Here is a 13,385-nt window from a genome sequence, read left to right on the forward strand (position 1 = left end):
CCTTCGGGGGGTGGGGCACGGCGCCGGTGGAGTGGGGGCGGTGTCGCACCCCCGGCCGGCGTGACCCGCCGCGGGCCGGAACGGCGGACGCGGCGCGCTCCGCAGCAGAGTGCCGGAGCGCGCCGCGCCGGGGCCGGCGCCGGAGCGCCGGCCGTGGCCCGGAGGGTGATACGGCCCGAGGACGGCCGTCGCTGTCCACCTGGCCGGGCCGGGCCGGTGGGTTACAGCGCGAGTCCGGTGAGGACCATGACCCGCTCGTAGGTGTAGTCGTCCATCGCGAAGCGCACGCCCTCGCGGCCCACCCCGGACTGCTTGACGCCGCCGTACGGCATCTGGTCGGCGCGGTAGGACGGCACATCGCCGATGATCACGCCGCCGACCTCCAGCGCGCGGTGGGCGCGGAACGCGGTCTGCACATCGTGCGTGAACACGCCCGCCTGCAGGCCGAACTTGGAGTCGTTGACGGCCGCGAACGCCTCGTCGACGCCCTCGACCTTGGTCAGGGTGAGCACCGGACCGAAGACCTCCTCGCAGGCGAGGGTGGCGCCGGCGGGCACGTCCGCCAGCACGGTCGGCGCGTAGGAGGCGCCGTCGCGCTTGCCGCCCGCGAGCAGCTTCGCGCCGCGCTCCACGGCCTCGTCCACCCAGGACTCGACGCGCTGGGCGGCGTCCTCGCTCACCAGCGGGCCGACCTCGGTCGCGTCGTCGGAGGGGTCACCGGTGACCTGCGCCTCGACGGCCGCCACGATCTTCGGCACCAGCCGGTCGTAGACGGACGCGTCGGCGATCACCCGCTGCACCGAGATGCAGGACTGGCCGCCCTGGTAGTTGGAGAAGGTGGCGATGCGCTGCGCCGCCCAGTCCAGGTCCGCCTCGGAGGAGAAGTCCGGCAGGACGACGGCGGCGCCGTTGCCGCCGAGCTCCAGGGTGCAGTGCTTGCGCGGCACCGAGTCGAGGATCGCGTAGCCGACCTTCTCGGAGCCGGTGAAGGAGACGACCGGCAGCCGCTCGTCCTGAACCAGCGCCGCCATCCGCTCGTTGGGCACCGGGAGGATCGACCAGGAGCCGGCCGGCAGGTCGGTCTCGGCCAGCAGCTCGCCGATGAGCAGACCGGAGAGCGGGGTCGCGGGGGCCGGCTTGAGGATGATCGGGGCGCCGGCGGCGATGGCCGGGGCGACCTTGTGGGCGCAGAGGTTCAGCGGGAAGTTGAACGGGGCGATGCCCAGCACCGTGCCGCGCGGGAAGCGGCGGGTGAGCGCGAGCCGGCCGGCGCCGCCCGCGTCGGTGTCCAGCCGCTGCGCCTCGCCGCCGTTGAAGCGGCGGGCCTCCTCGGCCGCGAAGCGGAACACGGACACCGCCCGGCCGACCTCGCCGCGCGCCCACTTCATGGGCTTGCCGTTCTCCGCGGAGATCAGCCGGGCGATCTCCTCCGTACGCTCCACCAGCCGGCGGTGCACATGGTCCAGGGCGGCGGCCCGCACATGCGCGGGGGTCGCGGCCAGCTCGTCCTGAACGGCGACGGAGGCCGCGATGGCCTCCTCGACCTGCGCCTCGGTGGGGACGCTCACCGTGCCGACGAGACGTCCGTCCCAGGGGGAGGTGACATCGAAGGTGGCCTCGCCGGTGGCCTTACGGCCGGCGAGCCAGAAGGCGGTGGGGGCTGCATCAGTGGGGATCGGCACAGTGGAACCCGGCCCTTCAGACGTGGTGGGTGGTGCGCATGGCTCAGCGAGCGCCTCTGCGGTTTTGACTCTGCACCCAAGGTAGGGGGACGGCGGCGCCGTGGCGTTTGTCCGTAGCGGAGTAATCGGCAGGCCGGTCTCTCCGCGGTGGAGGGGGCGGACGGGGTGGGGCCGGGGGCGTGGCGGAGAGGGCGTACGGGGCGGAACTCCGGCTGCGACCAAGGGCGCGTACGGAGGGGGCCCTGACGCGTGGCCGAGTGGGCGTACGGGACGGGGCTCCGCGGTGCGCGGCCGAGGGGGCTCACGCAGCGGGCGGACCGTCCGTCACAGGGAGGGCGACCGTCACAAGGAGGGCGACGAACCCGCCCCGCCCTCGTTGCCCTCGGACGTCGAGGTCGCCTTCAGCGCCAGCCACAGCTCCATCCGGACATCCGCGTCGTCCAGCGAGCGCCCCAGGATCTCCTCCACCCGCCGCATGCGGTAGCGCAGGGTGTGGCGGTGGACGCCGAGGTCGGCGGCGGCCGCGTCCCACTGGCCGTGCCGGGCGAGCCAGGCCCGCAGCGAGGCCACCAGATCGCCGCGGCCGGTCGCATCGTGCTCGCGCAGCGCCCGCAGCAGCCCGTCCGCGAAGGCACGGACCGCGTCGTCGGCGAGCAGCGGCAGCACGGATCCGGCCGCCACGTCCTCGTGCTCGACCAGCGCCCGGCCGCGCCGGCGGGCCACCGACAGCGCCTGTTCGGCCTGGCGGTAGGCGTGGGCGGCGGCCATCGGTCCGGTCGGCGCCGACAGCCCGACGGCCACCGTCCCGCCCCGGCCGCTCTCCCCGCGCCCGGACCGGCCGCGCGCACGCGGCTGCGCACCGGCGCGGGCCTCGGCCTCGGCGGCGTACGCGGCACAGGCGTCCGCGGCCGCGCCGCCGTCCGCGACCAGCACGATCAGCCGGCCGCCGTCCGGCACGGCGAGCAGCGCCTCACCGGTCCGGGCGGCCGCGGAGTCCATCGCGTCGGCCAGCCCGTCGAGGCCCCCCGGGGAGACGGCGCCCTCGCCCGCCCCCGGCGACTGTTCCTCGGCGGGCACCGGCTCGGCGACCACCACCCGGAACGGCGCGTCCAGCAGTCCGCCGTAGAGCCGCCCGGCCACCGCCCGCGCATGGTCCGGCTCCCCGGCGAGCAGCATCTTCAGCACCGCCGCGCCCAGCCGCGCCTCGGCGTCCTGCAGCGCCCTGGACCGCTCGGTGGTGAGGGTGAGCAGCGCGACCGCGGAGTGCACGGCGTAGCGCTCGGCCGTACCGAGCGGCGCGGCGGTACCGACCGCGAGCACCCCGCGGGCCCGCCGCCCGGTGCCCAGCGACTGCAGTTCGACCCGGTCGTCGCCTTCGGTGTCACTGACCACGGAGCTGGCGGGGGCGGGCCGCTCGCGCAGCCGCCCGACGTCCTCGGCCAGCCGGGCCGCGCGCCGGGCCGCCCAGTCGGGGGCGGCGGCGACCACCGCCCCCGAGGCGTCGTAGAGCGCGGCCCAGCCGTCCAGATGTGCCGCGAGCCGGGCCAGGAGCTCGGCCGGTCCCTCGGCGCCGAGCGCCGCCCGGGTCAGCTCCCGCTGCGCCTCGAACCCGGCGGTGACCGCGCGGTACTGGTCGGCGGCGACGGCCGCCGAGACCGCCTTGCTGATCGCGATGAACGGTGTCCTGCGGGGCACCCCGAGCAGTGGCAGCCCCTGCTCCCTGGCCGCTTCGACCAGCGCCGCCGGCACCCCCTCGTAGTTCACCCCGACCGCGAAGCCCAGCCCGACCACCCCGGCCTCGGCGATCCGCCGCACATAGCTGCGGGTCGCCGCCGCGTCCTCCGCGTCCAGCTTGAGCGCGGTGATCAGCAGCAGCTCGCCGCCTTCCATGTACGGCACCGGATCGATCAGCTCACTCGCGTGCGCCCAGCGCACCGGCACGTCCAGCTGCCCCTCGCCCGCGAGCACGGTCAGCTTGAGCGCGGTGTGGTTGACCAGGGAAGCGAGCGTGTGCGGCATGGGACCTTCGTGACGTCGACGACTGCGGGGGACGGATGGTCGACAACCGGTCACCGGCAGGGCCGGGGGGACCGGCCGCCGACCCGTTGTTTTCGCCGCCCTGTATGAACGGCCAGTGTCGATTCTGCCTCAGCGGAGGAATCGGGGGGACCCGCGGGCCGGACATTCCCGCCGCCTCCGGCCCACCGGAGACGGCGCCCCCGCCGTCCGGCCCCTCAGGACCGCAGATCCACCAGCACGGGCGGCGCATGCTCCCCCGCCACCGAGGTCACCGACAGCACGGCATGCCCGGGCGGCAGCGAATTGGCGAGGTCGGAGGCGGACCAGCGCTCCCGCTCGACGGTGCGGACGGTGACGGCCTTGGCGGTGGGCGCCTTGCCGGTGACCAGGTGGCGGAAGAGGTGGAGCGCCTTCATCGCGGCGCCCTCGGCAATGATTTGACGGTCCGTCACATCACGGGTCTCCACCCACTCCTTGCCCCACACCTCGGCGAACCGGGCGCCGTCCCAGGTCGTCACGCCCGCGAACGCCATCCGGCAGCCCACCGAGCCCAGCAGCGTGCCGCGCAGCGCGTCGGGGACGTCGTCCAGCGAGCGCAGCGTCAGCACCGCCCCGGCGTTCGCCGAGCGCAGCCGCTGCAGCCCGCGCAGCGCCTCGGCGGTGATGGTGTGGGCTGCCTCGTCGAGGACCAGGCAGGCGAACACCGAGCGGTCGCCGCGGGCCACCGCGCACTCGGTGAACTGCGCCAGCACCAGCCGGGCGAGGATCCGCGAGGCCTCCGCATGGCCGCGCTCGGGCAGTTCGATACGGACCCGCAGCGGATGGTCCAGGGCGCGCAGCGAGACCTGCCGGGTGCCCCCGGTGGGGTCGAAGAACGCGGCGAAGGCGGGCCGGTCCAGGAGGGCGATGCGGTCGGCGAGGAGCACGCCGAGGTCGCCGGGGCGCTCCGACTGGCGGGCCCGTGCGTCCAGTTCGCGCAGCAGGGTCTGGGCGCCGGCCTCCTCCAGGGCGGTGCGCAGCGCGGACATCGCCTGGGGCGCGCCGTCCAGCAGTTCGCGCAGCTCGGGCACGGTGGGGAAGCGGTCGTGGGCGGCCGCGAAGGGGCCGAGCAGCTGGGCCAGTGCGGTGGCGGCGCGCCGGCTGTCGCCGCCGGGCAGTTGCTCGGCGAGATCACCGACCAGCGCCTCGGCGAGGATGCCGGCCGCTTCGTCGGGGTCCGTGGTGCCGCCGTACAGATCGAGATCGCACTCCGGATCGGGGCGGCCGATCCGGACCACCACATCGAACGCGTCGTCGGCACCGAGGTCGGAGCCGGCCGGGCCGACCACGACCACCGCGCACTGCCCGGCCAGCGCCTGCAGACACATCGACTCGACGACGGGCTTGACGACCCGGGTGGTCTTGCCACTGCCGGCCGGCCCGACGGCCAGCAGCGAGGTCCCCAGCAGCGCCGGTTCCAGGGCGCATCCGGCCAGCCGGTGCTGATACGGGTTGCGGGGATGGTCGACGGCGGTGCCGATGCGGACCTGGTGGGCGAGCAGATCGTGGTGGGCGGTCCGGCGGGCCAGGTCGCGCCGGCCCGAGGGGTGCGCACAGGCCGCCGCGCCGTGCCGGAGCACGGTGTCGGTGAAGGAGGCCAGGGAGTTCTTGCCGGACCGCACCGAGTGCCAGGCGCGCTCGATCCTGGCCACGTCCACATCGTTCATCCGACCGGTGCGCGCCTCGGCGGCGAGCCTGTCGGCCGCGTCCGCGGCGCCGTGTGCCCGCAGTTCGGGCCACTGGGCCCGGTCGGCGGCGGGCTGCGGCTTGGGCGCGGGGGCCCGCTTGCGCAGCCGGCCGAGGGCCGGCCGCAGGAAGCGGCGGGCGAGTTCGGGCCAGCGGCCGAGGCGGCCGAACACCACGACCAGGAGCGCCAGCACCAGGCCGTAGTAGAGGTAGGTGGCCACCACGTAGACCATCTTGTCGCCGCCGGCCACCCGCCAGGAGTCCGGCGTCAGCAGCACCAGCGGCCAGAGCCAGTAACTGCCGAGGTACTGGTTCCACAGCAGCGACCACAACAGCCACCCGCACAGGAACGAGATCACCGCGCCGCTGATCAGCTGCCGCGCGGGGACCCGGTCGGGATCCGCCGCGGCCCGGGGCCGGTGGCCGAAGGTCCAGATACCGGGCGCGGCGGCCGGGCGCGGGGTGCGCAGCCAGCCCAGCAGGGGCGGTTCGGCGGCTGAGCCGGCGGGCGCGGGGCCCGGCGGGGCGGCGGGCACGGCCGGCACGGTGGGCGGGGCGGTGGGTGGCGGCGGGGTGGGCGGTGCCGCGGGGCGCGGCACCGCGGCGGCGGGTCGGTGCGCTCCGCCGGGCGGCCGGGGAGCGGTCTCCTGTGCGTCCTGCGTGCCCTCGGTGTCCATCCGGTGCCCTAGTCCCCCTTGAGCCGTGGGCTGCTGCGTCGTTGCGCCGCGGCCGCGTCGTCGGGCCTGCGCTGCCATTGTCATGCCCGCGCTGGCCTCTGCCACTGCCGGGCGCGCCGTCGCTCAATCTACTGGCCGGGGGCCGCCGCTATGTCCGGTGCGGACAACGCAACACGCGCACTTCTCCCGAACGGAACATGCCAGAGCTGCCCGGCCGCCCCTAGCCTGCGAGAACAACACCTTTGTACGTCGTCCCGTTCCACCCCAGGAGACTGCCATGACCGAACTGTCCGGAGGCCCCGCCCTCCCCCAGGAGCGTCGCGTCGTCACCGCGATCCCCGGCCCGAAGTCGCAGGAGCTGTGGGCGCGCAAGCAGGCCACGGTGGCCGGTGGCGTCGGCGCCGTGCTGCCCGTCTTCGTCAAGCGCGCGGGCGGCGGTGTCCTGGAGGACGTGGACGGGAACTCCCTGATCGACTTCGGCTCCGGCATCGCGGTGACCTCGGTCGGCAACAGCGCGGAGGCGGTCGTCCGCCGGGCCACCGCGCAGCTGGCGGCCTTCACCCACACCTGTGCGATGGTGGCGCCGTACGAGCCGTACATCGAGGTCTGTGAGCAGCTGGCCGAGCTGACGCCGGGCGACCACGCGAAGAAGTCGGCGCTGTTCAACTCCGGTGCGGAGGCCGTCGAGAACGCCGTCAAGATCGCCCGCGTGCACACCAAGCGCCAGGCGGTCGTCGTCTTCGACCACGGCTACCACGGCCGTACGAACCTGACGATGGCGCTCACCTCCAAGAACATGCCGTACAAGCAGGGCTTCGGCCCGTTCGCGCCCGAGGTCTACCGCGTCCCGGTGGCCTACCCCTACCGTTGGCTGACCGGCCCGGAGAACTGTGCGCAGGAGGCCGCGGACCAGGCCATCTCGCAGATCACCAAGCAGATCGGGGCGGAGAACGTCGCGGCGATCATCATCGAGCCGGTGCTCGGTGAGGGCGGTTTCATCGAGCCGGCCAAGGGCTTCCTGCCGGCGATCGCGAACTTCGCGAAGGAGAACGGCATCGTCTTCGTCGCGGACGAGATCCAGTCCGGCTTCTGCCGTACCGGCCAGTGGTTCGCGTGTGAGGACGAGGGCATCGTCCCGGACCTGATCACCACCGCCAAGGGCATCGCGGGCGGTCTGCCGCTGGCCGCGGTCACCGGCCGCGCCGAGATCATGGACGCCGCGCACGCCGGCGGCCTGGGCGGCACCTACGGCGGCAACCCGGTGGCCTGCGCCGCGGCGCTGGGCTCGATCGAGACCATGCGCGAGCAGGACCTGAACGCCAAGGCCCGCCGGATCGGCGAGATCATGAAGCCGCGGCTGACCGCGATCGCGGAGAAGTACGACATCATCGGCGAGGTCCGCGGCCGCGGCGCGATGATCGCGATCGAGCTGGTCAAGTCCGGTTCCAAGGAGCCGAACCCGGAGGCCACCGCCGCGCTGGCCAAGGCCTGCCACCAGGAGGGCCTGCTGGTGCTGACGACCGGTACGTACGGCAACGTGCTGCGCTTCCTGCCGCCGCTGGTCATCGGCGAGGACCTGCTCAGCGAGGGCCTGGACATCCTCGAAGGCGCCTTCGCCACGATCTGAGCACCTGGGCAGACACCCGGCGCGGCGCGGCCCGGGGCACGGCTGATGCCGTGTCCCGGGCCGCGGCCCGTTGGGCCCCGCTCTTTGCCCCTCCCTTTGAGGATTTCTGTGCTCATTTCTGTGCGAACACGCGTAGGTGGAGGCATGGCGTGAAGAAGATGTGCGGGGCCGATGGCGGGCGGGTGATGCGGCTGTCGGGCGCGGTCGTGGTGCCGTACGGTTTCTGCAGATGAGAGAAACACCCCGCTCGCAGGGGACTGCGGGCGACGCCCGGTCGGCGCTTCCCCGGCTCCGACCAGGCCGTGCCCTCGCGCACAACACCGGAACCCCTGGCACAGGGAACTCCGGGAATCCTCACCGATCGGATGTCCGCCCGCCCCAGACCCCCCGGGGCGCGCGGGACACCGGTCACCACGGCCGCCTCGGAACCACCCCCCCTGTTCCGAGGCGGCCGACCCTTTTCCCGGGCCCCGCGGAGCCGTCCGGCCCCGGCCCCCGTCGCCGCCTGTCCCCGCTGTCGGTCTGTGGGGTCAGTGCGCTGCTCTTCGCCGTGCTCACCTGGCAGGTGGCCGCGCACGGCCCGCTGCGCGCGCTCGACGAGCGGCTCGGCCGCGCCGTGGCCTCCGGCGGCCTCCCCGCCGGACCTGCCGGGTTCTTCGCCGATCTCGGCAATACGGCGGTGGCGCTGCCGGTGCTGGCGGCGGTCCTGGTGTGGGCCCTGTGGCGGGGCCGGCGCGCAGCGCGTCGCCGGGCGGCCGACGGCGGCGCTCCCTCGCGGTGGTGGCTGCCCCCGCTCGCGGCCGGCCTCACGGCGGTGGCGGTGCCCGCGCTGGTGGTCCCGCTCAAGCTGTGGCTCGCCCGGCCGGGCCCGCCGCAGATGGCGGGCGCGGCGCACGAGGGCTTCTATCCGTCGGGCCACGGCGCCACGGCGGCGGTGCTCTACGGCCTGGCGGCGCTGCTGCTGTTCCGCGGCCGGCGGCGGACGACGGCCCGCCGCGCGGTCGTGCCGGCGGTCGTCGCCGCGGTCGTCCTGCTCAACGCGGTTGTCGGCATGGGCCTGGTGCGCCGGGGCTATCACTGGCCGCTGGACGTGCTCGGCAGCTGGTGTCTGGCCGGGGTGCTGCTCGCGGTGTGGTGTGCGGTGTGCGACCGGTGGTCGGGCGGACGACGGGTCGTGGGTGCCCAGGGGCGGCCGTAGACCCGAGGGGGCGGACGGCGCGCGGCCGGCCGCCCCCTGGCCGGGCGTCAGCTGTCGAAGCCCAGCCCCGCCTTGTCCATGGCCTTCAGCCACAGATTGCGGCGTCCGCCGTGGGTGTCGGCGCGGGTCATCGACCACTGGGTGATCCCGATGCCGGCCCAGCGCAGCGGTTCCGGCGGGAACGGCAGCGGCTTGCTGCGGACCATCTCCAGCTCCGTGCGCTCGGTGCGCTCGCCCGCGAGCAGGTCGAGCATGACCTCGGCGCCGAAGCGGGTGGCGCCCACGCCGAGGCCGGTGTAGCCGGTGGCGTAGGCGACCCGGCCGGCGTGCGCGGTGCCGAAGAAGGCGGAGAAGCGCGAGCAGGTGTCGATGGCGCCGCCCCAGCTGTGGGTGAAGCGCAGCCCCTCCAGCTGCGGGAAGCAGCGGAAGAAGTGCCGGGCGAGCTTCTCGTAGGTGGCCGGGTGGTGGTCGTATTCGGCGCGTACGCCGCCGCCGTAGCGGTAGACGATGTCGTAGCCGCCCCACAGGATGCGGTGGTCCTCGGTGATGCGGAAGTAGTGGAAGTGGTTGTTGGAGTCCGACAGGCCCTGGCGGTTCTTCCAGCCGATGGCGGCGAGCTGTTCGTCGGTCAGCGGCTCGGTCATCAGGGCGTGGTCGTAGACCGGGACGATGTACGGGCGGACCCGCTTGACCAGGGACGGGAAGGCGTTGGTGCCCAGCGCGACATGGCGGGCGAAGACCCGGCCGTAGGGGGTGCGGACGGCCATGCCCGTACCTTCGGAGGCGAGCGCGGTGGCGCGGGTGCGCTCGTAGATGCGGACGCCGAGGCCGAGACAGGCCTTCTTCAGGCCCCAGGCGAGGCGGGCCGGGTTGAGCATGGCGACGCCGTCGCGGTCCCACAGTCCGGCGCGGAAGGTCGGCGAGTCGACCTCGGCACGCAGCGCGTCCTCGTCGAGGAAGGTGTGCCGGTCGAGGCCGAGCTTCGCGGCGTCCTCGGCGAACTCCTGGAGTTCGGCGACCTGGTGGGGCTCGGTGGCGATGTCGATCTCGCCGGTGCGCTCGAAGGCGCAGTCGATGCCGTAGCGGGCGACGGCGTCCCCGATGGCGTCGAGGTTGCGGATGCCGAGCTTTTCGAGGGTGGCGAGTTCATCGGGCCAGCGGGCCAGGCCGTTGCCGAGGCCGTGGGTGAGGGAGGCGGCGCAGAAGCCGCCGTTGCGCCCGGAGGCGGCCCAGCCGATCTCGGCGCCTTCGATGAGGACGACGTCGCGCGCGGGGTCGCGTTCCTTGGCGATCAGCGCGGTCCACAGTCCCGAGTAGCCGCCGCCGACGACCAGCAGGTCGCAGGTCTCGTCGCCGACGAGGGCGGGCAGGGCGGCGGGGCGGGCGGGGTCGTCGAGCCAGAAGGGGGTGGGGGCGGCGTCCGCGAGCGCATGGACCGGGGACGCCCCGGGCGTGTGCGGCATGGCAGCTCGTGCCATGGTTCTCAGCTCCTCTTCTTGCGGCGGTTCCCGGCCAGTTGACCGGCGAGTACGCACAACACTGCGACCAGGAACATCGCGGTGCCGATGACGTTGATCTGCACGGGCGTGCCCCGCTGAGCCGATCCCCAGACGAACATCGGGAAGGTCACGGTGGAGCCGGCGTTGAAGTTGGTGATGATGAAGTCGTCGAAGGACAGCGCGAAGGACAGCAGCGCGCCGGCCGCGATGCCGGGGGCGGCGATCGGCAGCGTCACCCGCAGGAAGGTCTGGACGGGTGAGGCGTAGAGGTCCTGGGCGGCCTGTTCCAGGCGCGGGTCCATGCTCATCACCCGTGCCTTGACGGCGGTGACCACGAAGCTCAGACAGAACATGATGTGGGCGATGAGGATCGTCCAGAAGCCGAACTCGATGCCCATGTTGAGGAAGAGGGTGGCCAGCGAGGCGGCCATGACGACCTCGGGCATCGCCATCGGCAGGAAGATCAGGGTGTTGACGCCGGAGCGGGCGCGGAAGCGGTAGCGGGCCAGCGCGAACGCGATCATGGTGCCGAGGACGGTGGCGCCGACGGTGGCCCACAGCGCCAGCTGCAGGCTCAGGCCGAGCGAGCCGCACAGGTCGGCGACGCCGCACGGATCGCGCCAGGCGTCCGTGGAGAAGTGCTGCCACTGATAGTTGAAGCGGCCGTTGGGCTTGTTGAAGGAGAAGACCATCACCACGAGGTTGGGCAGGATCAGATAGCCCAGCGTGGCGAGGCCCGCCATCACGACGATGTTGCGGCGCAGCCAGCGCAGGCCCCGGTTCGGGGTGCGGGCCGCGGGGGTCCCGGAGTCTTTCGTGGTCTCGTGGACGGCCATCAGACCAGGTCCTCCGTCCCGGACTTGCGGATGTAGAGGGTGACCATGGCGAGGATGGCCGCCATGAGGATGAAGGAGAGCGCGGCCGCGGTCGGGTAGTCCAGGACCCGCAGGAACTGGGACTGGATGACGTTGCCGATCATCTTCTGGTCGGTGGAGCCCAGCAGTTCGGCGTTGATGTAGTCACCGGCGGCCGGGATGAAGGTCAGCAGGGTGCCGGCGACGACACCGGGCATCGACAGCGGGAAGGTCACCCGGCGGAAGGTGGTCGAGGGGCGGGCGTAGAGGTCGCCGGCGGCCTCGTGCAGGCGCGGGTCGATGCGCTCCAGCGAGGTGTAGAGCGGCAGGACCATGAACGGCAGGAAGTTGTAGGTCAGTCCGCAGACCACCGCGAGCGGGGTGGCCAGCACCCGGTGGCCCTCGGTGAGGCCCAGCCAGCTGGTGACGTCCAGGACGTGCAGCGAGTTCAGCACGCCGACGACCGGCCCGCCGTCGGCCAGGATCGTCTTCCAGGCGAGCGTACGGATCAGGAAGCTGGTGAAGAACGGGGCGATGACCAGGATCATCACCACATTGCGCCAGCGGCCCGCCTTGAAGGCGATGAGGTAGGCCAGCGGATAGCCCAGGACCAGGCAGAGCACGGTGGCGATGCCGGCGTACGCCATCGAGCGGACGAACTGCGGCCAGTATTCGCCGAGCGCGTCCCAGTAGGTGGCGAAGTGCCAGGTGACCTTGAAGCCCTCTTCGAGGGAGCCGGTCTGGGTCGAGGTCGACGCCTGGTACACGAGCGGTGCGGCGAAGAAGACGATCAGCCACAGGATGCCGGGCAGCAGCAGCCAGTAGGGGACCAGGCGCTTGCGGACGGGGGTCTTGCGGAGGACCGGGGCCTCCGCCTCGGCCGGCCCGTCCGGCGGCGCGGGTGCGACGGTCGTGGTCACGCGGCCTCCTCGTCGAGGTCCGCGCCGGCCTGGATGTCCTGGGCGGCGTCCAGACCGAAGGTGTGCGCCGGGTTCCAGTGCAGCACGATCTCCGCGCCGGGGACGAGGCGGCCGTCGCGCTCGATGTTCTGCTCGTAGACGGCGAGTTCGCCCAGGCCGGGCACCTCGACGACGTACTGGGTGGAGACGCCGATGAAGCTGGCGTCCTTGATGCGGCCGGGCAGCCGGTTGTGGCCTTCGGTGAGCGACCCGGCGTCGTCGCCGTGCTTCAGCGCGACCTTCTCGGGCCGCACGCCGGCCAGCACCTTCTCGCCCGTACGGGCCGGGGCGCTGCACCGGGCGGCGGGCAGCCGCAGCTTGGCGTCACCGGCCTTGAGCAGCAGCTCCTCGCCGCCGGCCTCGACGACCTCGGCCTCGATCAGGTTGGAGGTGCCCAGGAAGTTGGCGACGAAGGTGGTGCCGGGGTTCTCGTAGAGGTCGGCGGGGGCGCCGAGCTGTTCGACCCGGCCGCCGTTCATCACGGCCACGGTGTCGGCCATCGTCATGGCCTCCTCCTGGTCGTGGGTGACGTGCACGAAGGTGATGCCGACCTCGGTCTGGATGCGCTTGAGCTCCAGCTGCATCTGGCGGCGCAGCTTGAGGTCGAGGGCGCCCAGCGGTTCGTCGAGGAGCAGCACCTGGGGGTGGTTGATCAGCGCCCGGGCGACCGCGACGCGCTGCTGCTGGCCGCCGGAGAGCTGCTGCGGCTTGCGGCGCGCCATCGGCCCGAGCTGGACGAGGTCGAGCATCTCCTCGACCTGCTTCTTGACGGACTTGATGCCGCGGCGGCGCAGGCCGAAGGCGACGTTCTCGTAGATGTCCAGGTGCGGGAAGAGGGCGTAGTTCTGGAAGACGGTGTTGACCTGCCGCTTGTAGGGCGGCAGGGCGGTCACGTCCTGGCCGGACAGCTCGACGGTCCCGGTGGTCGGCTCCTCCAGCCCGGCGATCATGCGCAGGGTGGTCGTCTTGCCGCAGCCCGAGGCGCCCAGCAGCGCGAAGAAGGAGCCCGCGGGGACGGTCAGATCGAGCGGATGGACGGCGGTGAAGGAGCCGTAGGTCTTGCTTATCCCGTGGAGGCGGACATCGCCGCCGCTGCTCTGGGGGGTCGCGGTCTTCGTCATGTCGGTCGTCCCGTGTGTCGGTGG

General features: G+C 73.2%; 9 protein-coding genes. 2 read left to right on the forward strand and 7 right to left on the reverse strand.

The window, feature by feature from the left end:
• Positions 1-221: 221 nt before the first annotated feature.
• The 3 genes from CPH93_RS08925 to CPH93_RS08935 all read right to left on the reverse strand — a co-directional run bounded on the left by CPH93_RS08925 (position 222) and on the right by CPH93_RS08935 (position 6,103).
• Positions 222-1,682, reverse strand: a complete 1,461-nt coding sequence (locus tag CPH93_RS08925; protein ID WP_096212491.1) for an aldehyde dehydrogenase family protein — start codon at positions 1,680-1,682, stop codon at positions 222-224.
• Between the two features lie 342 nt (positions 1,683-2,024).
• The gene (locus tag CPH93_RS08930) at positions 2,025-3,701 is read right to left on the reverse strand and encodes a PucR family transcriptional regulator (RefSeq protein WP_096212492.1); all 1,677 of its coding nucleotides are present in this window, start codon (positions 3,699-3,701) and stop codon (positions 2,025-2,027) included.
• A 215-nt stretch (positions 3,702-3,916) separates the two neighbouring features.
• On the reverse strand, positions 3,917-6,103 hold the full coding sequence (locus tag CPH93_RS08935) for an ATP-binding protein (RefSeq protein WP_096212493.1): 2,187 nt from the start codon (positions 6,101-6,103) through the stop codon (positions 3,917-3,919).
• 277 nt (positions 6,104-6,380) lie between these two features.
• Between CPH93_RS08935 and gabT the strand changes: the two genes are divergently transcribed.
• Positions 6,381-7,730, forward strand: coding sequence for a 4-aminobutyrate--2-oxoglutarate transaminase (gabT, locus tag CPH93_RS08940; RefSeq protein ID WP_006602792.1), 1,350 nt, complete (start codon positions 6,381-6,383; stop codon positions 7,728-7,730).
• 550 nt (positions 7,731-8,280) lie between these two features.
• The gene (locus tag CPH93_RS08945; RefSeq protein ID WP_331716983.1) at positions 8,281-8,928 is read left to right on the forward strand and encodes a phosphatase PAP2 family protein; all 648 of its coding nucleotides are present in this window, start codon (positions 8,281-8,283) and stop codon (positions 8,926-8,928) included.
• Positions 8,929-8,975: 47 nt separating this feature from the next.
• Here CPH93_RS08945 and CPH93_RS08950 read toward each other — a convergent pair whose 3' ends face one another.
• From CPH93_RS08950 to CPH93_RS08965, 4 genes are read right to left on the reverse strand one after another with little or no spacing between them, the layout of a single operon-like run.
• Positions 8,976-10,391, reverse strand: coding sequence for an NAD(P)/FAD-dependent oxidoreductase (locus tag CPH93_RS08950; protein WP_093485413.1), 1,416 nt, complete (start codon positions 10,389-10,391; stop codon positions 8,976-8,978).
• 20 nt (positions 10,392-10,411) lie between these two features.
• Positions 10,412-11,263 (reverse strand): ABC transporter permease, encoded by an 852-nt coding sequence (locus tag CPH93_RS08955; RefSeq protein WP_093485412.1) that lies wholly within the window; start codon positions 11,261-11,263, stop codon positions 10,412-10,414.
• The gene (locus tag CPH93_RS08960; protein WP_096212494.1) at positions 11,263-12,201 is read right to left on the reverse strand and encodes an ABC transporter permease; all 939 of its coding nucleotides are present in this window, start codon (positions 12,199-12,201) and stop codon (positions 11,263-11,265) included. Before CPH93_RS08960 ends, CPH93_RS08955 begins: the two co-directional genes overlap by 1 nt.
• A complete protein-coding gene (locus tag CPH93_RS08965; RefSeq protein ID WP_093485410.1) occupies positions 12,198-13,361 on the reverse strand; it encodes an ABC transporter ATP-binding protein in 1,164 nt (387 codons plus the stop codon). Before CPH93_RS08965 ends, CPH93_RS08960 begins: the two co-directional genes overlap by 4 nt.
• Between the last annotated feature and the right edge of the window lie 24 nt (positions 13,362-13,385).

The sequence above is a fragment of the Streptomyces sp. 2323.1 genome (assembly GCF_900221035.1).
In the GTDB taxonomy this organism is placed as follows: domain Bacteria; phylum Actinomycetota; class Actinomycetes; order Streptomycetales; family Streptomycetaceae; genus Streptomyces; species Streptomyces sioyaensis.